We start from the raw sequence: 23,947 nt of genomic DNA on the forward strand, positions 1-23,947 counted from the left end.
TTGCCGGCTGACAAAGACCCCGGAGAAGTTTTTGCAGAACCGACAGCGACAACGGTCGGCCACCGGCCGTGTCGTCACGGTCGTCGAATACGAAAGAATGCGTCCATGACTGTCGGCGAGGCCACGATCGATGCGGCATCGCGGTGGCCGGACGGAGGCGCTAGCGCCGGGAGCCTCCTGCTGACGGTCCTCGGTGAGTTCGTATACCCCCGGGGCGGTCCGGTGTGGACGGCCGCGTTGGTGACCGGCCTCGCCGCACTAGGTATCGAGGAGAAAGCCGCGCGCCAGGCCATCGCACGTACGGCGGCCAAAGGCCTACTGGAATCAGAGAAGTCGGGCCGCCGCGTGTCCTGGCATATCACGCGATCGGGCACCCGCCTCCTTACCGAGGGCACCCGGCGCATCTACGGCTTCTTGACCGATCCGTCGCCATGGGACGGGCAGTGGCTCGTGCTCTCCGTCGGGGTCCCGGAGACGCAACGCAAATTGCGTCAACGCCTGCGGACTCGACTCACCTGGCTGGGCATGGGTTCGCCGAGTCCGGGCATCTGGATCCTGCCCGACGTCAGCAAGGTCGGCGAAGTCGAGACGATCGTTGATGAACTTGGCTTGGGAGACAAGGCATTCGCCTGGACGGGAAAGCTCACCACGATTGGCAAGGCCGAGACCTTGATCGGCGATGCCTGGTCCTTGACCGAAGTCGAGGGACGCTATGCGGATTTTCTCGCAACGTTCGGAGAGCTCCGCGCAACCACGCCGCTCAAAGCCTTCCAGGCACAGGTACGGCTCGTGCATGCCTGGCGGCAGTTTCCCTTCCTTGATCCCGCCCTGCCGCGTGAACTCCTCGATCACGACTGGCCGGGCCCGCAAGCGGCCGCGCTCTTTCATCGCCGACACGACGAGTGGCACGCTCCCGCCCAGCAGTACTGGACCGAACTGGAAGCGATTTCGTGACCGGCCCGCAGCGCATCACTCTTCGGAGGGGGAAACCTCGATGGACACCAGTTCGGCCAGACCGCTCATGGTGAGGGCGGACATCAGCAGGGGCTGGGCGATGAGTTCAATGTCGTCGGCGTGCGCGAACAACGCATTGATCGCAGCGCTGTCGAGGTACTCCACGGCACTCAGGTCAACGGTGACTTTCTCGCCACGTGCCGCGGCTTCAGCGGTGGCCGCAGCGAGTGCTTCGTTGAACTCGTCGATGTTGCTCAGGTCGATCTCTCCCACAGCGACCAACACGAGCTTGCCGGTACTGGAAATCGCGGTGTCAAGGGTGAGCAACGTAGGCATCAGGTAATCCTCGCGGACAAGTGAACGGTGGTTCCGCCGGTGTTGGCATCGATGATCACATCTTGCATGAGGCTGCGCATCAGGCTGATTCCCCGACCGCGCTGGTTGTTCACGATTACCTGCTGCGGCTTCCACGAGCCGGAGTCGGTGATGGTCAAATGCAGCTCGTCGACGCACGCGGTCGCGTCCAGCCGGATCAAACCTTCCGACTTGTTGCGATGGCCGTGCTCAATGGCGTTCGAGACGGCTTCGCCCGCGGCGATCAGCACATTCATGCTCTGCTCGGCGCGCACCTCGGCTTGCTTCAGCCAGTTACGCAAAGCGCTCCGGGTGTGCGCAAGCTGGCTCGCGTGCGGCGGAAAGTTCAACTCCAACGGGGCGGGGTGGCGGTACAGCAGCAGGACAACGTCGTCCTGATAACCGCCGCTGGGCGCTAGGCGGGACATGATCTCGTTGGCCAATTCATCAAGCGAAGAGCCATGTTCGTCCTTGATGACGGCGGCGGCACGGGTGATGCCCTCGGTCAACGGGTGGCGACGCCGCTCGACCAAACCATCGGTATAGAGCACCAGTGTGGCCCGCGCTGGGATGGTCACCCGGGCCTCTGGACGAGGCCAGTTGCGTCGCACTCCCAGTGGGATGGTGTGGCCGTCGTCGAGGATCTGAGTGGAGCCGTCGGACTTGACGAGGATGGGTGGCGGGTGCCCGGCACTGGAGTAGACCACTTCCCCGGTCTCGGGGTTGAGCACCGCACAAACGGCGGTGGTGCATTGGGCACCGGGCAGCCGTGCGGCAAAGCGGTCCATGCTGGACAGGGCGGCACCTGGGCTGGGTTCGTCAAACAACAACGCGCGACAGGCACTGCGCACCTGACCCATCACCGTCGCGGCGGCCAAGTCGTGACCGACGCAGTCGCCGACAACCATCGCGATGCGACCGTCGTCCAGATCGAAGACGTCGTACCAGTCGCCGCCCACTTGCAGGGGCCGGCTGGCGGCCTGGTACCGCACCGCGAAACCGGACGGCAGGTGCGAGGGTCCGAGAATCGCGTGCTGCAAGGCCAGGGCGGCTTCGCGCTGCTGATCAACCTGATACACCCGCTGCAGTCCCTGTCCGAGACGGCCGGCCAGCACGGTGAGCAGGGTCTGGTCCTCGAGGGTGAACGGCCGGTTCTCGGGCAGTTCAATCCAGACGACCAGCACGCCTTCCGGATGCTGCAGCGCGATGCCGGCTGTCCCCGACGTGGCGATGGTGGGGGTGAGCAAGTCACCGTCGCACAGGGATCCGAGCGTTTGCTGTAGCTGAGAGGGCAGGTCGTTCCACTGGACGGCGTCGCCCACGGACACGACTGTGGGCATGTAAGCCATTTCCGGCGAGGAACTGGCGCTGGGGAATGTGACGGCCAGCACCCGGACCGCCCGCCACTGCCGACGAAGTTCCTCGACCGCGGCCCGCACCGCCTCATCTACGGTGTCCGCCTGAGCGAGCTCCTGGTTCAGCGCATGTTCGCGGCCAGCCGCCAGTGCCAATGCGATTGCGGCATGCCGGGCGAAGTCGCTGACCAACTCGAGGTAGTCGTGGCTGAATCGCGCCTGCCGCGGGTGTCGCGCCACCGCAATGACCCCGAGCACCGCGTCGCGCGCGATGAGCGGCATGACGATGGCGGGGCGCTCACCAACATCGGTGAAGCCCTCGATCGGGTATGCGAAGGAATCGGTGATCATGGGCAGACCCCGACGCGCAACACCGCCCGTGGTGGAGCCGTCCATCGGGACCTGGCGACCGATCACCTCCGACGCATACCGACCGGCCGTGGCGGCCACGACAAGGGTCGAGACTTCGCTGGCCGGCAAATCGGGCTCCCCCGGCACCAGCAAGATTGCCTGCTCAGCGTCGGCGAGCTCCAGAGCGCGGTTCACGATCAGTTGCAGCGGCCCGGTCTTTGGGTCTCCGGACAGCAGTGCCGTCGTGATCTCGCGACTGGCGTTCGTCCACTTCGCCGCTTCGCGTTCGCGCTCGAACAGCCGCGCGTTGTCGACGGCGGCGGCCGCCGCGGTGGCCAGCGCCCACACGACGACCTGATCGGATTCCGAGAACGCCCGGTCAGACCGGTCGTCGGCCAGATAGAGGCTGCCGAAGTCAGCCCCGCGAACCGTGATCGGGATTCCGAGGAGCGATCGCAACGACGAGTCGTGTTCGTGCAATCCACTGGCCGCCGGGTACGTGCTCAGGTCGTCGACGCGGATACCTTCACCGACCGGCACATCGCCCAGCCGCCGCGCCGTGGCGTCGTCGATTCCCGTGCGGACGAAAGAAAACAGGTTGCCGTCAGATCCGCGGATTCCCAATGCCCCGAACCGGGCACCGGTCAGCTCCATCGCGGCATCGACCACTCGCTGCAGCGTCACCGTCAGGTCCAGGTCAGAGCCGATTTCGACGATGACGCGTACGAGCTTTTCCATCTGATCACGAGCGGCGACCAACTCATCAAGTTGTTCGTGCATTTGCTTGACCAGTTCTTGACGGCCCAACCAGGTCAAAGCGGATCCCCCCCGGTTGTCGGTCATACGAACAAACCTAATCGTTAGGTTTGGGTTTCTGGCACTCGGACGTTGCGACGATCGGTCGCGTTACATGTGTGTCGTTCATTTTTTCCCCGTCTGCGCCTTGATAAACGCCTTATTCTTGGGCCATCGGGGCGATCGCACCCCCAGATTGGCGGTGCTGCGGTGACGGCGGGTGGGACTTGCATGTCATGCGGTACTGGTCTGCGCGAGTACGCCAAGTTCTGCGACGAATGCGGTACCCCGACCGCGTCAGGCATCGACGCGGCGGAATACAAGCAGGTCACAGTGCTGTTTGCCGACGTGGTGCGGTCGATGGACATCGCGGCCGTGCTCGACATGGAACGGCTGCGCGAGGTGATGTCCGAGCTGGTGCAGCGGTCGGCGGCGGTGGTGCGGCGCTACGGGGGAACCGTCGAGTACAACGGCGACGGGGTGATGGCCCTGTTCGGCGCTCCCATTGCGTTGGAGGATCACGCCCGTCGCGCGTGTCTGGCGGCGGCGGCCATTCAAGAAGAGGCCAACCGGCTCGCCGCCGACGTTGAGCGGCGCGATGGCATGACGTTGCGCCTGCGGGTGGGATTGAACTCGGGCCGCGTGATCGCCGGCGAGATTGGTTCGGGGCCGTTCGGTTACGTCGCAACGGGTGCACCAATCGGCTTCGCCCAGCGGATGGAATCCGCGGCCGCCCCCGGCCAAGTGCTGCTGTCAGAGTCCACCGCACGACTGGTCGAACACTCGGTGGAGCTGTCTGAACCGGAGTTGGTCCCCATCAAAGGGGCCGACGAACCTGTGCTCGCGCGCCGGCTGATCGCGACCGCGCGGCGGGACGAGTTGGTCCGGCACACGGAGGCGCGCCTGGTGGGGCGCCGCTGGGAGATGGCGGTTCTCGACGCCATGGTGGACCGCGCGATTGGTGGCCGCGGTGGTGTCGTGGCTGTGGTGGGACCACCCGGCATCGGCAAGAGCCGGGTCGCTCGCGAGGTCGCGACGCTCGCCGCGGGTCGCGGCGTTGAGGTGGTTTGGACCTTCTGCGAATCGCATGCCCGCGACGTTTCCTTCGGCGTGGTGGCGCGGTTGCTGCGGGCGGGCAGCGGTGTCGCCGAACTCGAAGGCGAAGCCGCCCGCGCGCAGGTGCGGGCCACTGTCTCCCCCAACGCCAGCCCGCAGGATCTGCTGTTGCTCGATGATCTGCTCGGTATCGCCGACCCTGACGTTGACCTGCCCCAGATCGACCCCGATGCGCGACGGCGCAGGCTAACCGCTCTGGTCAACACGACGGCGCTGGAGCGCACCGAGCCAGCGCTTTACCTCGTCGAAGATGCGCATTGGATCGACGCCGTCAGCGAGTCGATGTTGGTCGACTTCCTGACCGTCGTCGCGCACGCTCCGGTAATGGTGTTGATCAGCTTTCGCCCAGAGTATGCCGGGGTACTGAGTCGCATTCATGGCGCCCAGACGATAGCCCTTGCCCCACTTGATGATTCGGATACCAACGCGCTGATCCGCGAGTTGCTTGGTACGGATTCGTCGGTCAGCGAAATCGCGTCGGTAATCACCGAACGGTCCGCCGGCAACCCATTTTTCGCCGAGCAGATGGTGCGGGAACTGGTGCAGCGCGGTGTACTTGTCGGCGAGCGCGGCAGCTACGTCTGTTCCGCCGGCATCGCTGAGCTGAGTGTGCCGGCCACGGTGCAGGCGGCCATCGAAGCCCGCATTGACCGGTTGACCAACGCGGCCAAGCGGACGGTGTATGCGGCGTCGGTGATCGGGGAGCGCTTTAGCGCCGAGTTGCTTACCGCACTGGGAGTTGATGCGGTTGTCGACGGACTGATTGATACGGAACTGATCGATCAAGTGCGATTTACCCCGAGCGCCGAGTACGCCTTCTGCCACCCCCTGATCCGCGCGGTGGCCTACGAATCGCAGCTTAAATCCGACCGCGCCGAGTGGCACCGACGCCTAGCGGCGGCCATCGAAGCTGGAAGTCCGGAATCAGCCGACCAAAACGCCGCGTTGATCGCCGAACATCTTCAGGCCGCCGGGGATCTCAACGACGCATATGGCTGGCATATGCGCGCCGGAACATGGCTGGCCAACCGCGATGTCGGTGCGGCCCGGGTCAGCTGGGAGCGGGCATGCTCGATCGCCGACGCGTTGCCTGCCGACACGCCCGACCACGTTGCGATGCGCATCGCTCCCCGCACCATGCTGTGTGCCAGTGGCTGGCAAGCGATCCAGGAAACTCGGGGACGGTTCGACGAGCTGCGAGAGTTGTGCACCGTTGCCGGAGACCAGATCTCGCTGGCCTTCGGCATGACGGGTCTGGCCACCGAACTCATGTTCGCCGGACGCACCAGCGAGGGTTCACGATTGGTCTCCGAGCAGATGGAGCTACTCACGTCGATTGACGACCCAACGCTGATCGGATTGGCATTCGTCGGGTTCAACAACTGGTTCGACGCGGGCGAGTTGGCCGAAATCTTGCGATGGTCCGAAGTCGTCATCGACCTGGCCGACGGCGACCCGACGACGGGAAGCGGCTTGGGCTTCGGATCACCATTGGCCGCCGCTCACGCATGGCGCGCCGTCGCGAAGTGGTGGCTGGGCAGGCCAGGTTGGCGGGACGACCAGCACGATGCCGGTGCCATGGCCCGGCAGTCCGACCCCACCACTTTGGCCATGATTGCAGGCTGGACATGGGGTCTCGGAATTGCTTTCGGGGTGCTGCGCGCCGACGACTCCACCCTGCGCGCGATTGAAGACGCGGTACACGCGGCCGAGGGATCGAGCAACGCGGCATTGAGCATCGTCAAGTACACACTGGCCGTCGCGCTGCTGAATCGGGACGCTGCCGCCGACCGACACCGCGGTCTGGACCTGATGATGCAGGTCCGCGACATGTGGTTGCGCGAACCGATTCCCTTCCTTGTGCCCGTCGCCGAATTGTGTTCGGCCCCAGAAAGGGCACGGCACGGGGACCGCGACATTGTCATCTCGGTGGTGCGCCGAGCCGTCGACGATTTGCTGAAGGCCGAACGACCATTTTTCGCCGTGCTGGGCCTCGGTGTTCTGGTGGAAGCGCTGCTTAATCGGGGCGCCGAAGGCGACGTCTCCGAAGCCCGAAAGGGGATCGATCAGTTGGCAGGTCTAAGGGCAGAAGAGGATTGGGCGATGCGCGACATCACCGTGCTGCGGCTGCGTGCGCTGCTAGCCCAAGCTCTCGACGACGAGGATGCATACCGGGACTTGGTGATTCGCTATCGCGAGATGGCGGAATCGCTTGGCTACGAGGGGCATATCACGTGGGCCGCGGCAATGTGATGCGGCCAACGTCGAGGTCCGTTTGCTGGGCGGTTGGCCCACGAGTAGCGTCGAGATCGGCGGCTTTTCAGTGACATTGGTATGCGCTTCCTGCGGAACGACACTGCGGGACAAGGCGAAGTTCTGCGACGAGTGCGGCACCCAGACTCCGCTTACGAATGAGAGCGCGGGGTACAAGCAGGTGACGGTCCTCTTCGCCGACGTGGTGCGGTCGATGGACATCGCGGCCACGCTGGATATCGAGCGTTTACGGGAAATCATGGCCCAACTGTTGGAGGGATCTGCGGCGGTGGTGCGCCGCTACGGCGGGACCGCCGAGTACAACGGTGACGGGGTGATGGCTCTGTTCGGTGCACCAATTGCCTTGGAGGATCACGCTTATCGCGCCTGCCTAGCCGCACTCGCGATCCAAGAGGAGGCCGACAGGCTGGCAGCCGTGGTGCAGCAGCGCGATGGCGTGGCGCTGCGGCTGCGGGTGGGGTTAAATTCGGGTCGGGTGATCGCCGGTGAGATCGGTGGGGCACTGGGCTACGCCGCAACCGGCGAGGCGGTTGGGTTTGCCCAACGGATCGAATCGGCGGCTCCCCCAGGCGGCGTGATGCTTTCCGAATCGACTGCACGGCTCGTCGAGCACGCCATGCTCCTGTCCGAACCGGAATCTTTGCACATCAAGGGATTCGACGAACCCTTGTATGCGCGCCGACTGCTAGCGATCCAGCCGCGCCACGGCGCGGTCGAACGAGTCGAGGCAAACCTGGTCGGTCGGCGCTGGGAGATGGCAGCCCTCGCGGCGATGATGGACCGCGCGATCGGCGGCCGCGGGGGCGTCGTAACGGTGGTAGGACCACCGGGCATCGGCAAAAGCCGCGTTGCCCGCGAAGTTGCGGCACAAGCGATCAGTCGCGGAGTTGAGGCTTTTTGGGTCTTCTGCGAGTCACACGCTAGCGACGTCCCGTTCCACGGCATCACGCGGTTGTTGCGCGCTCGAATGGGCGTGAGTGACCTCGACGGTGCAGCCGCCCGGGAAAGGCTACGCACTGCTGTACCGCCCGATTCCGAGCCGCAGGATCTGCTGCTGCTTGACGATCTGCTGGGTATAGCCGACCCAGACGAGCCTCGCCCCCAAATCGACCCCGATGCGCGGCGGCGCAGGTTGACCGCGCTCATCAACAAGGCGGGATTGGAGCGCACCCAACCGACGCTCTACGTGATCGAGGACGCGCACTGGATCGATGCGGTCAGCGAGTCGATGCTCGCGGACCTTCTCACCATCGTTTCGCGTACCTCAGCGATCGTGCTGATCACCTTCCGTCCCGAATATGCGGGAGCGCTGACTCGGACGCATGGTGCCCAAGTTATTTCGCTTGTCCCACTCTCCGATTCAGAAATTTCAGCATTGCTGGTCGAACTGTTGGGATCAGATCCATCGGTAGCCGGCATAGCGACTGTCATCACCGCCCGCGCGGCTGGTAACCCGTTCTTCGCAGAAGAGATGGTGCGTGAATTGGTGCAGCGCGGAGCGCTGGTCGGCGAACGCGGTAGGTACGCCTGTCACGCGGATGTTGCTGAGCTCAGCGTGCCGGCCACCGTGCAGGCGACTATCGAGGCACGCGTCGACCGACTGGACACCGCGGCCAAGCAGACTTTGCATGCGGCATCGGTGGTGGGCGTTCGATTCGAACCGGAGTTGCTGGTCGCGATGGGTATCGATCCCGTGATCGACGAGCTGGTCAGCGCAGAGCTGATCGAACAGGTGCGGTTCGTACCGAGTCCCGAGCACGCCTTCTGTCACCCGCTGATCCGTGCGGTCGCCTACGAGTCACAGCTGAAATCCAACCGCGCCGAATGGCATCGGCGCCTGGCCGCCGCGATCCAGCGTCGTGCGCCACGCTCGCTGGAGGAGAACGCGGCGCTGATCGCCGAACATCTGCAGGCCGCCGGCGAGCTACCTGAGGCATATGGCTGGCACATGCGCGCCGCAGCGTGGTCAGCCGACCGCGATATCAGCGCGGCGCGGCTCAATTGGGAACGGGCAAGCCAAATCGCCGACAGGTTGTCCGGTGGGCAGCCTGGTGGGCTACCTGAGAACGACCCCGCCCTCCTGCCGATGCGCATCGCGCCACGCACCATGCTGTGTGCCACCGACTTTCAAGCTCGAGCGGTCCAGGAAAGCAGGGGACGCTTCGCGCAACTGCGAGAGTTGTGCGAAGCAACTGGTGACAACGTCTCGCTGGCCATTGCCATGACTGGCCTCGCATCCGAACTTAACTACAGTGGTCGTCTGCGTGAGGCAGCGCAGCTGTCATCCGAGCAGACGGCGCTCCTCGAATCGATCGGCGACCCCACGTTGTCCGTCGGGCTGGGCTTCGTCGCATTTATCAACTGGTTCGACGTTGGTGAATTCGGCGAAATCCTACGATGGTCGCAGCGGGTCGTCGATTTCGCGGCGGGTGACCCCACCAAGGGTGCCGTCTTCGGTCTCGGGTCGCCGCTCGCGATTGCGTTGGCATTCCGTGGCACCGCTCGATGGTGGCTTGGGCTCGCCGGATGGCGGCAAGACCTCCTTGACGCTCTCGAGATGAGCCGGAACAGCGATCCCGCGACCGTTGCTCTGGTACATGCATGGACGCACGGCACGGGCATGGTCTACGGAGCGTTCTTACCTGATGAATCCGCACTGCCTGCGATGGAGACGGCAGTCCAGACATGCAAGGCAACCAGCAACGATTTTGCCGTGGCCTCAGCCGAATACACCTTGGGCATGATGCTGGTCTACTCGGACGCAGCAACGAATCGTCAACGGGGTCTGGAAATGTTGGTGCGGGCGCGCGCCACGCTGGTCCAGCGTATTCCGTCCCTGGTTCCCGTCACTGATTTGGTGACCGCTCCGGAGCGGATCAGGCGTGGCGACCGCGACATTGCCATCCCCGTTGTGCGCAACACGGTGGCAGAACTGTATGCGGCAGGACGGATTGGGTATGCCTTATACGGCAGCAACATTCTGGTGGAGGCGTTGTTAGACCGCGGCGCCGCTGGTGATCTGGACGAAGCTCGCGAGGCGATAGACCAGCTGGCCGCTCTAAATGCCAGCCACGGCGACTGGGCGATCCTCAATGTCACGCTGCTGCGGCTGCGCGCTCTGCTCGCCCGGGCCCGCGACGATGACAATTATCAGGATTTACTGAGTCGGCATCGCAAAATCGCGGAATCGCTTGGTTACGACGGACATGTCGCATGGGCAACGACGATGATGGAAGCTCGCCCCAACCTGACGCCAGGCGTCAAGACTCCGGCAAGCAAGAACCGAATTAAGTAGTCGACTACTCAATGCCCCTCGCTCAATTCGGGTGAGGCTACAGACATGTCATATGTCTTTGCGGTGCCAGAAATGATGACCGCAGCTGCAACAGACCTAGCCGCCATCGAGACGGTGCTCAGCCAGGCCAGCGCCGCCGCGTCCGCTGGGACGACGGCAGTGCTCGCGGCCGGCGCCGATGAGGTCTCGGCGGCCGTCGCCGCGTTGTTCTCTGCGCAGGGCCAAACGTATCAGGCGCTGAGCGCGCGGGCGGCAGCGTTTCACGAACAGTTCGTTCAGCTCATGAAGGTGGCGGCGGGCTCGTACGCGAGCGCTGAGACAGCCGCCGCCGCGCCGTTGCAGGTCCGGCTGGGCTAACGCGGCATAGCCGATGTCGGCGGCACCTCTGCGGCATGGCGGCGTTCCTTAACCTCGGCCGCTGGTAGCGGAGTCGCGCAGGCGAAAACACCCCAAGTCGCCATTATTTGGGCTGCTATTACGCGGCTGCTCGGCCTATTGTTGGCCCATCGGGGTTGGGCGCGGGCACCATCCCGAGATCGGCGGTACGGGGATGACAGCGGGCGTGGTGTGCGGGTCATGCGGCACCCGGTTGCGAACCAAGGCCAAGTTTTGCGACGAGTGCGGCGCTCCCGTCGCGATTCTCGAGGACTCGGCAAAGTACAAGCAGGTGACGGTGTTGTTCGCCGATGTGGTGCGCTCGATGGACATCGCGGCCAGGCTGGACATTGAGCGGCTACGCGAGATCATGACCGAGTTGCTCGAGCGTTCGGCGACGGTGGTGCAACGCTACGGCGGGACCGCCGAATACAACGGCGACGGGGTGATGGCACTGTTCGGCGCCCCAATCGCATTGGAGGATCACGCTTATCGCGCCTGTCTGGCGGCGCTCGCCATCCAGGAAGAGGCCGACCGGCTGGCCGCCGAGGTGGCGCGCCGCGATGGAGTGGCGCTGCGGCTGCGGGTGGGCCTGAATTCGGGCCGGGTCATCGCGGGTGAAATCGGTTCGGGGACACTGGGATATGCCGCGACGGGCACGACCGTCGGTCTAGCACAGCGAATGGAATCCGTTGCACCCCCGGGCGCAGTGATGCTGTCCGATTCGACCGCGCGGCTTGTTGAGTACGCTGTGTTGCTGTCCGAATCGGAATCGTTGCGTATCAAGGGCTTCGACGAGCCTATATATGCTCGCCGGCTACTGGCGATTCGGCCGCGACGCGGCTTGGTCGATCGCGTCGAGGCAAGCAGAGTCGGTCGCCGGTGGGAGATGGCTGCTCTCGAGGCAATGGTGGATCGCGCGATCAGTGGTCGCGGTGGTGTGGTGACCGTGGTGGGACCGCCGGGCATCGGCAAAAGCCGAACGGCCCGTGAGGTGGCTGCGCTGGCCGCCGCTCGCGACGCGGAGGTGTTCTGGACCTTCTGCGAGTCGCACGCCACCGAGGTGCCCTTTTACGCGGTGACGCGACTCCTCCGGGCGAGCATGGGCATGGCTGACCTCACCGGCTCGGCCGCCCGCGGGCGAATCCGGCAACAACTCCCCGATGCCGACCCGGGCGATCTGGCGCTGCTGGACGATCTGCTCGGCGTCGCCGACCCCGACGTGCCGCTGCCCCAGATCGACCCCGACGCCCGGCGGCGCCGACTGACCGCCTTGATCAACACCGCGTCGCTGGCGCGCACTCGACCGGCGCTCTACGTCCTTGAGGACGCGCACTGGATCGATGCGGTCAGCGAATCGATGCTCGCCGACTTCCTTTCCGTCGTTTCGCGCGCCCCGTCGATGGTCCTCATCACCGCCCGCCCGGAATATACGGGGCTGCTGGCCCAGGTGCGCGGCGCCCAAACGGTAGACCTTGCCCCACTTAGTGATTCGGATATCACCACACTCCTCGCTGAGCTACTCGGCCGGGATCCCTCGGTGAGCGAGCTGGCCGGGATCATTGTCGAGCGCGCCGCCGGAAATCCGTTTTTCGCCGAGGAGATGGTGCGCGAGCTAGTCCAGCGTGAGGTGCTGACGGGCGAGCGCGGCGCCTACCGTTGCCACGCCGATGCCGCCGACGTCAGCGTCCCCGCTACGGTGCAGGCCGCCATCGAGGCGCGCATCGACCGACTCGACACCGCCGCCAAGCGCACGTTGACCGCGGCGTCAGTGATCGGAGCCCGCTTCGACGCCGAACTGCTGGCCGCGCTAGGCATCGACGCTACGGTCGACACGCTGTTGAATGCGGAACTGATCGACCAGGTGCGGTTCACCCCGAGCGCGGAGTACGCCTTCCGTCACCCCCTGATCCGTGCGGTGGCATACGAATCGCTGCTGAAAACCGATCGCGCCCAATGGCACCGCCGGCTGGCCACCGCCATCCAACAACGCGAACCGGACGCGGTGGAAGACAACGCGGCGCTGATCGCCGAACATCTGGCCAGCGCCGGTGAGCTGCACGATGCGTACGGGTGGCACATGCGCGCCGCAGCCTCATCAGCAAACCGCGATGTCAACGCCGCCCGGACCAATTGGGAACGTGCACTGCGGGTTGCCGAAAACCTGCCCCCAAACGACTCCGCCCAACTGGCGATGCGGATCGCGCCGACCACCATGCTATGTGTCACCGATTGGCAGGCACGAGCAACCCGACAAGGCCGCTTCGCGGAGCTGCGCACGTTGTGCACCGCAGCAGACGACAAAGTTTCGCTGGCCATCGGCATGACCGGGCAGGTAGCAGAGCTTCTGTACGGCGGACGTTCGCAGGGCTCAGGGGCGGCCTCCGAACAGATGACGCTGCTGGAATCCATCGGCGACCCCAACCTAACCGTGGGTCTGGCCGTGGCAGCGTTCGCCGCCTGGTTCAGCGCCGGTGAGTTCAGCGAAATCCTGCGATGGTCGCAGCGGGGCATCGACCTGGCGCAGGCTGACCCCACCACGGGCGCAGGGTTCGGGCTGGGATCGCCGCTGGCGGCCACGGTGGCATGGCGCGGCGTCGCTCGGTGGTGGTTGGGCCACCCCGGATGGCGACAAGACCTCGACAACGCGCTTGCCATGTCACAGGCCAGCCACGACCCGGCAACCGTCGCCGGCGTCATCGCCTGGACCTACGGCCTAGGCATCCAGTACGGGGTGCTTCGGGTCCATGACGCCGCTCTGCGCGTCATCGCGGACGCGGTACAGACCGCAACAGGAGCCAGCAGCGATCTCATTCTGAGCTTGGCTGAATACACACTGAGTGTTGCTTTGCTGAACTCGGATTCCGAGTCCGACCGCCGGCGCGGGCTGGAGATGATGATGCAGTTCCGCGAAACCTGCCTGAACGAGTGTGTGTTGTTTCTGATCCCGGTCAGCGAGTTGTGGATCGCGCGGGACAAAGCCATCAGTGGCGACCGCGACAATGCCATACCGATGATGCGTCAAGCCGTCGACGAGCTGCATCGGGCAGGCGGGATCGCGTATTGCGTCTGGGGCACCGGCTTGCTCGTTGAGGCGCTGCTGGACCGCGGGGCCGAGGGCGATCTGGCCGCAATCCAGGCCGCGGTCGACCGATTAACGGCCCGCTGGGCCGACGACGGTTCGGCGATGCGCGAGATTGTACTGCTGCGGCTGCGGACGCTGACCGCCCGAGCGCGAGGCGACGCTGGTGCCTGTCGTGACCTGGCGCGGCGCTATCATGCGACCGCGGAGTCGCTTGGCTTCGAAGCGCATACCTCTTGGGCCACGATGATGGTCGAAGGCGAGTCATGAGCGTTTTCCACTACTCATGCAAGTCGTATCCTTTACCCCGTTGGGGCGGTTGTGGCCTCGGATCGGCGGTGCTGGGATGACGGCGGGCGTGGCGTGCGGGTCATGCGGCACCGGGCTGCGCGACGACGCCAGATTCTGCGACAAGTGTGGTGCCCCGGTTGGGGTTTCGGGTGAGGCGGCGCAGTACAAGCAGGTGACGGTGCTGTTCGCCGATGTGGTGCGCTCGATGGACATCGCCGCCAGGCTGGACATTGAGCGCCTGCGCGAAATCATGACCGAGCTGCTGGAGCGGTCGGCGACGGTGGTGCAACGCTACGGCGGAACCTCGGAGTACAACGGCGACGGGGTGATGGCACTGTTCGGCGCCCCAATCGCACTGGAAGACCACGCCTTCCGCGCATGTCTGGCCGCGCTGGCAATTCAGGAGGAAGCCGAGCGACTCGCGATAGAGGTGGCAGGTCGCGATGGGGTGGCGTTGCGGCTGCGGGTGGGACTGAATTCGGGCCGGGTTATCGCCGGTGAGATCGGTTCGGGGACATTGGGATACGCCGCAACCGGTGAGGCGGTCGGCTTTGCTCAACGGATCGAATCGGCGGCTCCGCCGGGCGGGGTGCTGCTGTCGGAATCGACCGCGCGGCTCGTCGAGGAGGCCATGTTGCTGTCCGAACCGGAATCGGTACCTATCAAGGGATTCGACAAACCAGCACAGGCGCGCCGGCTGCTGGCGATCCGACCACGGAAGGGGCTGGTCGACCGCGTCGAAGCAGCACTGGTCGGTCGCCGTTGGGAGATGGCGGCGCTCGAAGCCATGATGGACCGCGCGCTTGACGGGCGGGGCGGCATCGTCACGGTGGTAGGACCACCGGGCATCGGCAAAAGCCGGGTGGCCCGTGAAGTTGCGAAGTCGGCGGCCGCTCTCGGGGCCGAGGTGTATTGGGCCTTTTGCGAAGCGCACGCCGGTGACATCTCCTTTGGGGTGGTGGCGCGGCTGCTGCGCTCCGCCATCGGCGTGGCTGATCTGGATGACCAAGCCGCCCGCGCGCGCGTGCGACAACAGCTCCCCGGTGCCGACCCGCAAGACCTGCTGTTGCTAGAGGATCTGCTCGGCGTCGCCGACCCTGAGACGCCGCTGCCCACGATCGACCCGCAAGCTCGGCGCCGCCGGTTGAGCGCCTTGGTCAATACCGCGTCGCTGGCACGCGCCCAACCGGCGCTCTATCTCATCGAGGACGCCCACTGGATCGACGCCGTCAGCGAATCGATGCTGGTCGACTTTCTTTCCGTCATTGCGCGCACTCCGTCGATGGTGCTGATCACCACCCGACCCGAATACCACGGAGCGCTCACCCGAGTGCCCGGTACTCAGACGATCGCGCTTGCACCACTGGGTGATCCGGATATCGCTGCCCTGCTCGCCGAGCTGCTTGGCGCCGACCCCTCGGTCAGCGAGCTAGCGGCGATCATCACCAAGCGAGCCGCGGGCAACCCGTTTTTCGCCGAGGAGATGGTGCGCGAGTTGATGCAACGCGGAGTGCTTAACGGTGCGCGCGGTCGCTATGTCTGCTATGCCGATGTCGCCGAGTTGAGCGTGCCCGCCACGGTGCAGGCCGCCATCGAGGCGCGCATCGACCGGCTGGACGCCGCGGCCAAACGCACGTTGACGGCAGCCTCGATAGTCGGTTCGCGCTTCGAAGCCGATCTCCTAATCGCGCTGGGCGTTGATCCGGTGGTCAACGACCTGCTGGCCGCGGAACTGATCGATCAGGTCCGGTTCCTGCCGAGCGCGGAGTACGTCTTTCACCACCCGCTGATCCGGTCGGTGGCCTACGAATCACAGTTGAAATCCGATCGCGCGCACTGGCACCGGCGCCTGGCCGCCGCGATCCAAGAACGCGAGCCCGAGTCGGTGGAGGAAAACGCAGCGCTGATCGCGGAACATCTCGAGTCAGCTGGCGATTTGGTTGCAGCATACGGCTGGCACATGCGCGCGGCCACATGGTCAACCCACCGCGATCTCGACGCTGCCCGGCTTAGTTGGGAGCGGGCACGCCGTATCGCCGACACACTACCCGCCGACGAACCGGGTCAGCTGTCGATGCGCATCGCCCCCCGCACCATGCTGTGTGCCACCGAGTGGCAGGGCCGAGCTATCCAGGACAGCCGGAGCCGCTACGCCGAACTGCGCGAGTTGTGCGACGCGAGCGGGGACAAGGTTTCGCTGGCGGTCGGCATGACCGGTGTTATTACCGAGCTCTTCTACACCGGGCGCTCCCGCGAGGGGTCGCGGCTGGTATCCGAGCAGATGGCTCTGATCGAATCGATCGGGGACCCCAACTTGACGGCCGGGATGGCGTTCGTGGGTATCGCGAACTGCGCCGATACTGGCGAATTCGACAAGACGTTGCGGTTGGCGCAGACCGTCGTCGACCTGGCCGCCGGTGATCCCACAATGGGAGCCGGATTCGGTCTCGGATCGCCGCTGGCGGTCGCGTTGGCTTGGCGCGGCATCGCGAGCTATTGGGTGGGCCGCCCCGGGTGGCGACAAGACCTCCAGGACGCCGCCGCTATGGCCCGGAACAGCGACCCGGCAACCTTCGTGACTGTCACCTCCTGGGTCCGCGGCTGGCCGATTCATGACGGAGCCCTTCGCGCCGATGCGTCAGCGCTGCACGCTATCGAGGCGGCGGTGCAGACCGCCGAAAGGGCCGGCAACGACACCGCGCTGAGCGTGGCCACATACGGATTGGGAGGGGTGCTGCTGACTCGCGGGGCCGCGGCCGACCGGCACCGCGGGCTGGAGCTGCTTTCCCAGGCCCGCGATATCTGGCAGCGCAAGCAGGTCGGTCTTCAGATGATGCAAATCGTCGAATCCTGGGCCGCCCGAGAGGAGGCCCGGCAAGGCGACCGCGACGCGGCCATAGTGGTGATGCGCAAAGCCGTCGATGAGCTGCACCAGGCTGAACGGCTCAGTCATGCCGTTACGACCACCGGCATGCTCGTGGAAACGCTACTCGAGCGTGGCGCCGAGGGTGACCTGAACGAAGCCCAAGAGGCGATCGACCGGTTGACGAAACTGCGGGCCGACCAAGTAACAGCGATGCGCGAGATCACGTTGCTGCGCCTGCGCGCCCTGCTCGCCCGAGCCAACGGCGACGGAGACGCCTTCCGTGACTTGGCAATCCGCTATCGCACGATGGCCGAATCGCTTGGTTTTGAAGGACATGTCGACTGGGCCACGGCGATGATAGAACGCCGGTAATCAAACGGCGGCGGGTGTGACGTGCGGGCGATCCCACTCTGCGCACCCTCGCGCGATGGCCGAATCGCATGCCTGTGAGGGACATATCGATTGGGTGCGAGCGCTGGCCTGAGGACTACGTACTGCCGCCCGAAGGCGGCGCCGCGATGTCACGGCCCTGCCTGGGTTACAACGGACCAAGCAGGACATGTTCGGCGGCGTCTACGCCGAGGCTACGCGGGTCGACGGATCCCGACCCGGGTTCCATCCAGTAGCGCTTGCGTTGAAAGGCGTAGGTGGGCAGGCCGACGCGGCGCGCACCGGTGCCGTAGAACATGGCCATCCAGTCGGGTGTCCGGCCGTGGACGTGCGCCTCGGCAGCCGACAGCAAGAACCGCCGCATACCGCCTTCGCCGCGCCGGAGCGTGCCGAGCACGCGGTGGCCGTCGCCGTAATCCTCTACCGCTTCCTGCATACCGGCTATCAGTACCGGGTGCGGACTCGACTCGATGAACGTGCCGTAGCCTTGTTCACACGACCATCGGACCGCCTGCTCGAACAGCACCGGTTGCCGCAAATTGGCGAACCAGTAGTCGCCGTCGAGGACGTCGGTGTCGAGTCCGGCACCGGTGACTGACGAAATGAAGGTGATGTCGCTGCGTCGGGGCCGCAGCCGGGAAAGGTCCTGGCGCAACGACTCCCGCAAGTCATCAACGTGCGCGGAATGCGAAGCGTAGTCGACGGGAACGCGACTGGCCGGCACCCCGTCGTGGCCGCACGCGATCATTAACTCGTCCAGCGATGCCGCGTCTCCGGTAACAACGGTCGAACGCGGACCGTTGAGCGCGGCGATCGCAATCGACTGGGCCCAGGGTTCGATCAACTTGTGGACGCGCTCCGGGGAGCACGCAATGGAAACCATGCCACCGGTTCCCGCGATCGTGCTGACGGCCTTGCTGCGCAATGTGATTACCTTCGCTGCGTCTCGCAGCGACAAGACACCAGCGACGTAGGCCGCCGCGATCTCACCTTGCGAATGACCGAGTACGGCGTCGGGGTGGATACCGAGCGCACGCCATTGTGCGGCCAGCGAAACCATCACGGCGAACAGCACGGGCTGCACCACATCGACCCGGTCCGGAGCCGAACCACTGCGCACCGTCTCGAGCAGCGACCAGTCGACAAACTCGGCGAAAGCGGCGTCGCAGAGCCGCATTTGATTGGCGAACGCGGGCGCATGTTGGAGGAGTTCGACCGCCATCCCGGGCCACTGCGATCCATGACCGGGAAACACGAATACGGTTTTGTCGGGGGCAGCGCCCCTTCCTGACACCGTATTCGGTGCAGGCGCTCCGGCAGATATCGCGGCCAATCCAGCCAACAGCTCGTCGCGTCCGGATCCGACGGCCACGGCCCGGTGATCGAACAGCGCCCGGGTGGTAAGCAGCGAGAACGCCACATCCTGCGGATCCAGTTCGGTGTGTTCCTCGACGTATTGGTGTAATCGGGCCGCCTGTTCGGCTAGCGCCGTCGGCGATTTCGCGGACAGCACCCAGGGTGTCATCGTGGCGGTCGCCCGAGCTGCCCTCGGGACCAACGGCTCTCGCGGAGCTTGCTCGAGAACCACGTGGGCATTTGTTCCGCTGATGCCGAACGACGACACCCCGGCACGCCGCGGTCGACTAGACCGCTCGCCCGGTCCCGGCCAGGGGCGTGCTTCGGCGACCACCTCGATGGTCCTGGACGACCAATTCACATGGGGCGTAGGTGCGTCGAAATGCAATGTGGCAGGCACCAACCCGTGTCGGATCGACTGCACGACCTTGATAACTCCGGCGATGCCAGCCGCCCATTGGGTGTGGCCGATGTTCGACTTGACGGAGCCGACCAACAGTGGGCGCGCCTCCGAATGGGCTTTTCCGTACGTCGCGAGCAGAGCGTGCGCTTCGATGTGATCGCCGATTCTGGTGCCCGTACCGTGCGCCTCGACCACATCCACGTCCCCCGCGTTTAACCTCGCATCCGACAGCGCCCGCCGAATCACTCGCTGCTGCGCGGAACCCTTTGGGGCAGAGAGGACGTCGGTGGCTCCGTCCTGCCCAACGGCGCTGCCGCGGATCAACGCAAGTACCGGGTAGCCGCAGTTGCGCGCGTGCGACAAGGTAGCCAGCACCAGGACACCGGCGCCTTCGGCGACGCCAAAACCGTCCGCCGCCGCAGCGAACGGCTTTGATTTACCGTCTGCGGACAGCGCACCCTGCCGACCGAGGCCGATGTACACGCTGGGCGAGCACACCACGGTTACCCCGCCCGCGAGCGCCAAGTCACATTCACTCGAACGCAGCGACCGCACGGCCAGATGCACCGAAACCAGCGATGACGAGCAGCCCGTGTCTATCGTCATCGCCGGACCCTGCAACCCAAAGGTGGAGGACAGTCGACCGGAAGCGGCGCAGGTGGCAGTACCCGTCGCCAGATGGCCGGCATATCCCTCAGTTTCTTCGTAGACGCGCGGACCGTACTCCTGAGCGCTAGCACCGATATAGACCCCGGTGTTGCTGCCCTGCAACGAATTGGGGTCGATCATTGCCCTTTCCAGTGCCTCCCAAGTCACCTCGAGAAGCAGCCGCTGCTGGGGGTCCATCGCATCTGCCTCACGGGGGCTGACGCCAAAGAACGCTGGGTCGAAATCACAGACGTCCTCGATAAACCCTCCCCCGCGGACGTGTGTGGCCCGCGGCGCGGTGGGGTCAGGCCCGAACAGTGTCTCAAGGTTCCAACCCCGGTCGGTAGGAAACTCCGAGATGGCGTCGCGCCCCTCGGACAGCAACTGCCACAGATCATCTGGGGACTTGACACCGCCCGGGAAGCGGCACCCCATCCCCAAGATCGCGACCGGCTCGTTAGCGCCCATTCTTCACCGGACTGTCGTCAGGAGTGTGATCGGAGGTCACGGACTTTTCGGTCCGCCAACGGATCCTCGCCGTACTGCTGTTCGAAGGTACGCACCTGTGTGTCGTGCTGCCGGCCGCCGGCGCATGGCGCGGCCCGGCCGTCCAGCGCAACCGACGAAATCAGACTCGTCATCGTCGTTCCCCGATCTATTTCCCTCGCAAGGGGATCGTCGCTCGGGTACGACGTGACGGGCGCAGTAGCGGGCTACTGCAATCTCACGGGTTGCGCGAAATTACTACCCAACTACCTGGTCTGCTGCTCGCGGCGAGGCAGCAGGGCGGCGAGTTCTTCGCGGGTGGCGGTTCCGGTTTTTGCCATCGCCCGATAGATGTGGCTTTCGACCGTGCGTATGGACAGGCACAACCGCTCGGCAACGGCCCGGTTGGACAAACCCGCGCCGATCAGCATCACGATCTCTCGTTCGCGGTCGGTAAACGGCACGGGTTCGGTCGCCTGCCGCAGCGCCGGAGTCTCGATGCCACCACATTGCGCGGCCAACGCCTCGGCGCGCGCCGCGCATCCCAACGCCGACCCCCGCAGGCCTTTGGCGCGGTACGCGAGCGCGGCTTGGGCGGCGGCGTCTGCGGCCGCGACAAGGTCACCCGCCCGCTCGAAATCCCCTGATACCGCAACCAATTGTGCGCCATCGCCATCGTTCAAGGCGGCCGAGAACCGTGCCGCGAGGCCCACGCGGGGGCCTTCGACCGTCGCTTCCAGTTCTTGTAGCCGGGGCAAGCCCGAACGATCGCCGAACTGAGCGGCCGTCTGTAAACAGACCACTTCCTCCGCGAATCGTCCTTTCACGGACGCCCGTTCGGCCGCCGCCAGCAACAGGGCGATCGCTTCACTGACGGCACCCTGGCCGGCCGCAACCCACGCCCGGGCCTGGCTGCGCTCGAAGTCCAGCGCCCGGAACGGGCGTCGCTGCCGGTCGAGCGCGGCAAGCACCGCCGCCGCCTCCCCAGTTGACCCGGCCATCGCGAGTGCGGTCGCATGCGAGACGCGGTAGCGGTATCCCCAGCCCAACGAATGCGTAGCGAACAGTCCTAGGGTCGCCTGCTCGAGCGACGAACACGCGGAACGCAGGTCACCACCACCGAGGGCGGCCACTCGGCCCGCCACCGCGACACCAAGCAGTTGCGCCTCCCCAGGAAGGTCGGCAGCCTGCCGGCGCACCCGCTCGGCCACGTCGCGTGCGTCCGCAATGCGGCCGGCCAGCAGCAGCGCGTTGATGTGCGCGTCTGCGATGTTGAACCTCATGTGCGGGGCGTCGAAAGATCGCGCCACGGACGCGTACCCCGACTCAGCGAATTTCACGGCCTGGCTGGTACGTCCGGCATCGGCGGATACGGCGGCCAGTACCCAGGCGATTTCAGCCCCGACGACGGCGGGCAGATCCTCCAACACGAGGCCCTTCGACGCCTGCATCGCCGCGCCCGGCTCATCGGTCGCAAACCAGTACACGGTGAGGAAGGCATCGATGTAACTGCGACCGAGCGGGGACGACGTCACCGGCGCGCCGTCGATGATTTCCTTCGCGCGGGCAGGGTCACCCAGTGCCCACATCATGTTGCTGGCCCGCAGGAACGCCAGCCTGGCGCGCTGCTCGTCGGTCAACAGCGCGGCGCTCGTCTCGGCCAGCACGGCTTCGGCTTCTTCACCGCGGCCGGCCCACGAAAGCGCATGAGCGCGAACGAAGTTCGGCTCCGGACCCGCTCCTGCCCGAGCTGCCGCCTCGGCAAGGCGGTCGGCGAGCGGCAGATCCGCCAGCCAGACGGCGCCGTGGGCGGCCCGCACAAGTAGGTCGGCGTCGGCCGGGAGATCGGAGTCAAGGCTCAGCGTCGCGCGGCGCACGACGACCTGGATGTCGTCGCGGTCGTCGGCACCCGCGAGTTCGGCGGCGACCAGTCCCCGCAGTCGTCGCAGCCGGGTCGCGGCCGCGCGCCTGCGGCGCACCTCGCCGTACAACGGATGCGCCAGCCGCACGTGAATGCCGCCGACCGCGGGTTCCAGCACGATCAGGGCGCGGGTATCGGCCTCTTCGATCGCCGCTGGATCGGCAATGCGTCGAAGGTGCGTCAGCTCGATGGGCTCCCCCACCGCCAACACGTCGATCACATCGCTCACCGCCGGGGGCAACGCACCGATGCGGGATTCGATCAGCTCGACCAGTCCGGGCGGCATGACGGGAACACCGAGCCATCGCCAGTACCCGTGCTGAAGGATGATCCGCCCGTCCGCCACCTCTTGCTCGACAATGTTGCGCAGATACAGGAGGTTGCCGCGGGTTAGCTCCCACAGCCGCTGGGCGGCGGACGGGTCCACGGGTCCGTCCAAAGCGGCCGCCAGCAGCGCATTGGTTTCGTCGAGCGACAACGGTTGCAGGTCGAGCCGCTCGAATTGACCAAATGTCCATATCTCGCGCACGGCGTCGGGGACCGCATCGTCATCGCGAACAGTCAGCACAACTTTGGCTGCGCCGCGCTGCACCAGCTGGTGCAAAACGAAGATGGACAGCTCATCGAGCAGGTGGACGTCGTCAACGCCCAACACCACGGCGGCGCCCGACGGAGTAGCGGTGAGCGACTCCATGACTCCGCGCAACAGCTGCAGCGTCTCGGTGACACCAGGCGGCGCCCACGCGGTGAAGGCGCCCAGCGGGATTGCCCGCGACGCTGAAGTGGCTACCGCCCAACGGCTTTCAAATCCCTGCGCCTCGGCGGCCGTCAATGCTTCACGGGCGATCCGGCTCTTGCCGACGCCAGCCGCGCCATAGACTACGACCCCGGAAGCATCCGAAGCGGCGATCGCGGCCTCGATGGCTCGCATCTCCCTCGATCGACCGACCAGCGGCCATGACAAGCGCACGTCACGAGCGTAATCCGAGCACCGCGGAATGGGCCTTAACCGGCAACCACTTCAGTGAACGGATGCCAGCGTCGGTTCACCGGCTACCCGCCGAGTGCCAAAATAAGGTTTTGAATGACCGTCGAGAGCAGGATGAACGGAATCGCACCGACGAAAATGGATGCGAAAGGAATGCCGACGACGAGGGCTTGCAGCGGACCGGGAACTAGCTGAACCCAAGAATCAGGCCAGGCGACGAAACTGATCAGCTGCTGTGTCAACTGGCCCCACGTCCAGGTCACACCCGCATCCAGACTCCGCAATAGGTAGACCAGAACGTTCTCAACGCCTAGATAGGCGGCAGCGCCGGCGTTCAGATTCTGAGCAAATTGCCCCTGAAATGCCAAAGCCTGCCCGGCCACCGCCTGGTATTCCTGGGCGTGCTCTGCAAACACACTTGCGATGCTCACCGACACCTCATCAGCGGCGGCGGGTGCCAGCGTCTGGATGACGGGTACCGCCGCTTGATGGGCATCCTCGAGCGTCGCGGCGATGGTTTCCAGGTCCACCGCCGCCGCCGCCAGGGCCTCTGGCGACACGCTCACGCCCGACATGTCCGCAAGCCCCCTATGTATGCGCAGCTCAGCGTAGCCTGCCGAAACAAAGCGCACTTCAGTTATGACGAG

General features: G+C 65.4%; 11 protein-coding genes and 1 pseudogene. 6 read left to right on the top strand and 6 right to left on the bottom strand.

Going from position 1 to position 23,947, the window contains the following annotated elements:
* Positions 1 to 105 precede the first annotated feature (105 nt).
* Positions 106 to 954 carry a PaaX family transcriptional regulator gene (locus tag G6N68_RS17585; protein WP_163714863.1) on the top strand — a complete coding sequence of 283 codons (849 nt, stop codon included), beginning with the start codon at positions 106 to 108 and terminating at the stop codon, positions 952 to 954.
* Between the two features lie 15 nt (positions 955 to 969).
* Here G6N68_RS17585 and G6N68_RS17590 read toward each other — a convergent pair whose 3' ends face one another.
* Positions 970 to 1,290 carry an STAS domain-containing protein gene (locus tag G6N68_RS17590; RefSeq protein ID WP_163714865.1) on the bottom strand — a complete coding sequence of 107 codons (321 nt, stop codon included), beginning with the start codon at positions 1,288 to 1,290 and terminating at the stop codon, positions 970 to 972.
* Positions 1,290 to 3,857 carry a SpoIIE family protein phosphatase gene (locus G6N68_RS17595; RefSeq protein WP_163714867.1) on the bottom strand — a complete coding sequence of 856 codons (2,568 nt, stop codon included), beginning with the start codon at positions 3,855 to 3,857 and terminating at the stop codon, positions 1,290 to 1,292. Before G6N68_RS17595 ends, G6N68_RS17590 begins: the two co-directional genes overlap by 1 nt.
* 183 nt (positions 3,858 to 4,040) lie before the next feature.
* On the opposite strand from G6N68_RS17595, the gene G6N68_RS17600 reads away from it, so the two are divergent.
* The 5 genes and pseudogenes from G6N68_RS17600 to G6N68_RS17620 all read left to right on the top strand — a co-directional run bounded on the left by G6N68_RS17600 (position 4,041) and on the right by G6N68_RS17620 (position 17,480).
* On the top strand, positions 4,041 to 7,178 hold the full coding sequence (locus tag G6N68_RS17600; RefSeq protein ID WP_163714869.1) for an ATP-binding protein: 3,138 nt from the start codon (positions 4,041 to 4,043) through the stop codon (positions 7,176 to 7,178).
* A gap of 70 nt (positions 7,179 to 7,248) precedes the next feature.
* Positions 7,249 to 10,494 carry an AAA family ATPase gene (locus G6N68_RS17605; protein WP_240355518.1) on the top strand — a complete coding sequence of 1,082 codons (3,246 nt, stop codon included), beginning with the start codon at positions 7,249 to 7,251 and terminating at the stop codon, positions 10,492 to 10,494.
* A 45-nt stretch (positions 10,495 to 10,539) separates the two neighbouring features.
* Positions 10,540 to 10,836 (top strand): annotated as a pseudogene (locus tag G6N68_RS17610) (PE family protein); the annotation flags it as partial.
* A 208-nt stretch (positions 10,837 to 11,044) separates the two neighbouring features.
* Positions 11,045 to 14,221, top strand: a complete 3,177-nt coding sequence (locus G6N68_RS17615; RefSeq protein WP_163714874.1) for an AAA family ATPase — start codon at positions 11,045 to 11,047, stop codon at positions 14,219 to 14,221.
* Positions 14,222 to 14,297: 76 nt separating this feature from the next.
* Complete coding sequence (locus G6N68_RS17620; RefSeq protein WP_163718755.1) at positions 14,298 to 17,480, top strand: AAA family ATPase; 3,183 nt, start codon at positions 14,298 to 14,300, stop codon at positions 17,478 to 17,480.
* A 166-nt stretch (positions 17,481 to 17,646) separates the two neighbouring features.
* Here G6N68_RS17620 and G6N68_RS17625 read toward each other — a convergent pair whose 3' ends face one another.
* The 4 genes from G6N68_RS17625 to G6N68_RS17640 all read right to left on the bottom strand — a co-directional run bounded on the left by G6N68_RS17625 (position 17,647) and on the right by G6N68_RS17640 (position 23,875).
* A complete protein-coding gene (locus G6N68_RS17625) occupies positions 17,647 to 20,373 on the bottom strand; it encodes a type I polyketide synthase (protein WP_163714876.1) in 2,727 nt (908 codons plus the stop codon).
* Between the two features lie 17 nt (positions 20,374 to 20,390).
* Positions 20,391 to 20,546, bottom strand: coding sequence for a hypothetical protein (locus G6N68_RS17630; RefSeq protein WP_163714878.1), 156 nt, complete (start codon positions 20,544 to 20,546; stop codon positions 20,391 to 20,393).
* A 111-nt stretch (positions 20,547 to 20,657) separates the two neighbouring features.
* Positions 20,658 to 23,282 carry a helix-turn-helix transcriptional regulator gene (locus G6N68_RS17635; protein ID WP_163714880.1) on the bottom strand — a complete coding sequence of 875 codons (2,625 nt, stop codon included), beginning with the start codon at positions 23,280 to 23,282 and terminating at the stop codon, positions 20,658 to 20,660.
* 83 nt (positions 23,283 to 23,365) lie between these two features.
* Positions 23,366 to 23,875 carry a PE family protein gene (locus G6N68_RS17640; protein WP_163714883.1) on the bottom strand — a complete coding sequence of 170 codons (510 nt, stop codon included), beginning with the start codon at positions 23,873 to 23,875 and terminating at the stop codon, positions 23,366 to 23,368.
* Positions 23,876 to 23,947 lie beyond the last annotated feature (72 nt).

The sequence above is a fragment of the Mycobacterium bourgelatii genome (genome assembly GCF_010723575.1).
Taxonomy (GTDB): Bacteria; Actinomycetota; Actinomycetes; order Mycobacteriales; family Mycobacteriaceae; genus Mycobacterium; species Mycobacterium bourgelatii.